Annotated in this window: 1 pseudogene; it reads left to right on the top strand. The window is 41.8% G+C overall.

The features are described 5' to 3' along the window. Positions 1 to 322: 322 nt before the first annotated feature. A pseudogene (locus B3V51_RS04040) lies at positions 323 to 1,023 on the top strand (TAXI family TRAP transporter solute-binding subunit); the annotation flags it as partial.

Consider the following 1,023-nt stretch of genomic DNA (forward strand, 5'->3'; position numbering starts at 1 on the left):
CGTGATAAAGGTTTACAACAGCATCGAAATTTGGTTAAATAAAGTTGAAACTAAGTTTCACATAGCGAAACAATATAAGTTTTGGCTATGATAAAAGATGCAAGTATTTTCTCAAAAAGCTTGAAATATAAGGCATTGAAAGCAAAAGAGAAAACAGTCTTTTGTTTATTTATCACAAAAATTGCTATATTATTACTCAGGTGTAACGGATTAATACCTATATATTAATGCCGTTTATTGTATTAAATCGATTATTTCAAGGATGAACTTAATGCTCACTTCTCTAAAATCTCCCTTACTTTTTTCAGCGATATTAAGCGCCATGCTAGGCTTAACCGCCTGCTCATCGCCAAGCTCAGAAGGCAATGAGACGGCTGCTGCGGATAGTACGTCAGCTGATGCGGCTACCGATACACTCGATACTAAGTTCCTAACCATTGCCACAGGCGGTGCGTCTGGCCCTTATAACATCATCGGCACTGCATTGTCCGAAGTCTATGTAAAAAACTTTGGCGTTAACTCAAAGACACAAACCACGGGCGCATCGGTCGAAAACGTCAATCTATTGACCCAAGGCAAAGTCGATATGGTCTTGGCGCTCAGTGATGTGGTCACGGACGCGGTCGAAGGCAAAAATAACTTCGATAAGCCTATTGACAACATCCAGCAAATTGCCGTTTTGTATCCTAACGTCGTGCAAATCGTGACCACGAAAGACACGGGTATCAAAAATATTGAAGATTTGAGAGGCAAGCGCATCGCAGTTGGTGATCAAGGCTCTGGTACCGAAGTCAATGCGCGAACCCTACTAGAAGGGTTTGGTATCACTTATGATGACATCACTGTCGATTACTTGGGCTTTGCTGAAGCAGCTGATGGTATGAAAGCGGGCAAGATTGAAGCCGCATTCTTTAGTAGTGGTCTGCCAAACTCATCGCTTATGGAGCTAGAGCAAGGCGTGGATTTGCAGTTGGTTACTATTGATCAAGACAAGCTAAAAGAAATCATTGCAACCAAGCCTTA

The sequence above is a fragment of the Psychrobacter sp. UBA2514 genome (genome assembly GCF_002341255.1).
GTDB classification, from domain to species: Bacteria; Pseudomonadota; Gammaproteobacteria; order Pseudomonadales; family Moraxellaceae; genus Psychrobacter; species Psychrobacter pacificensis.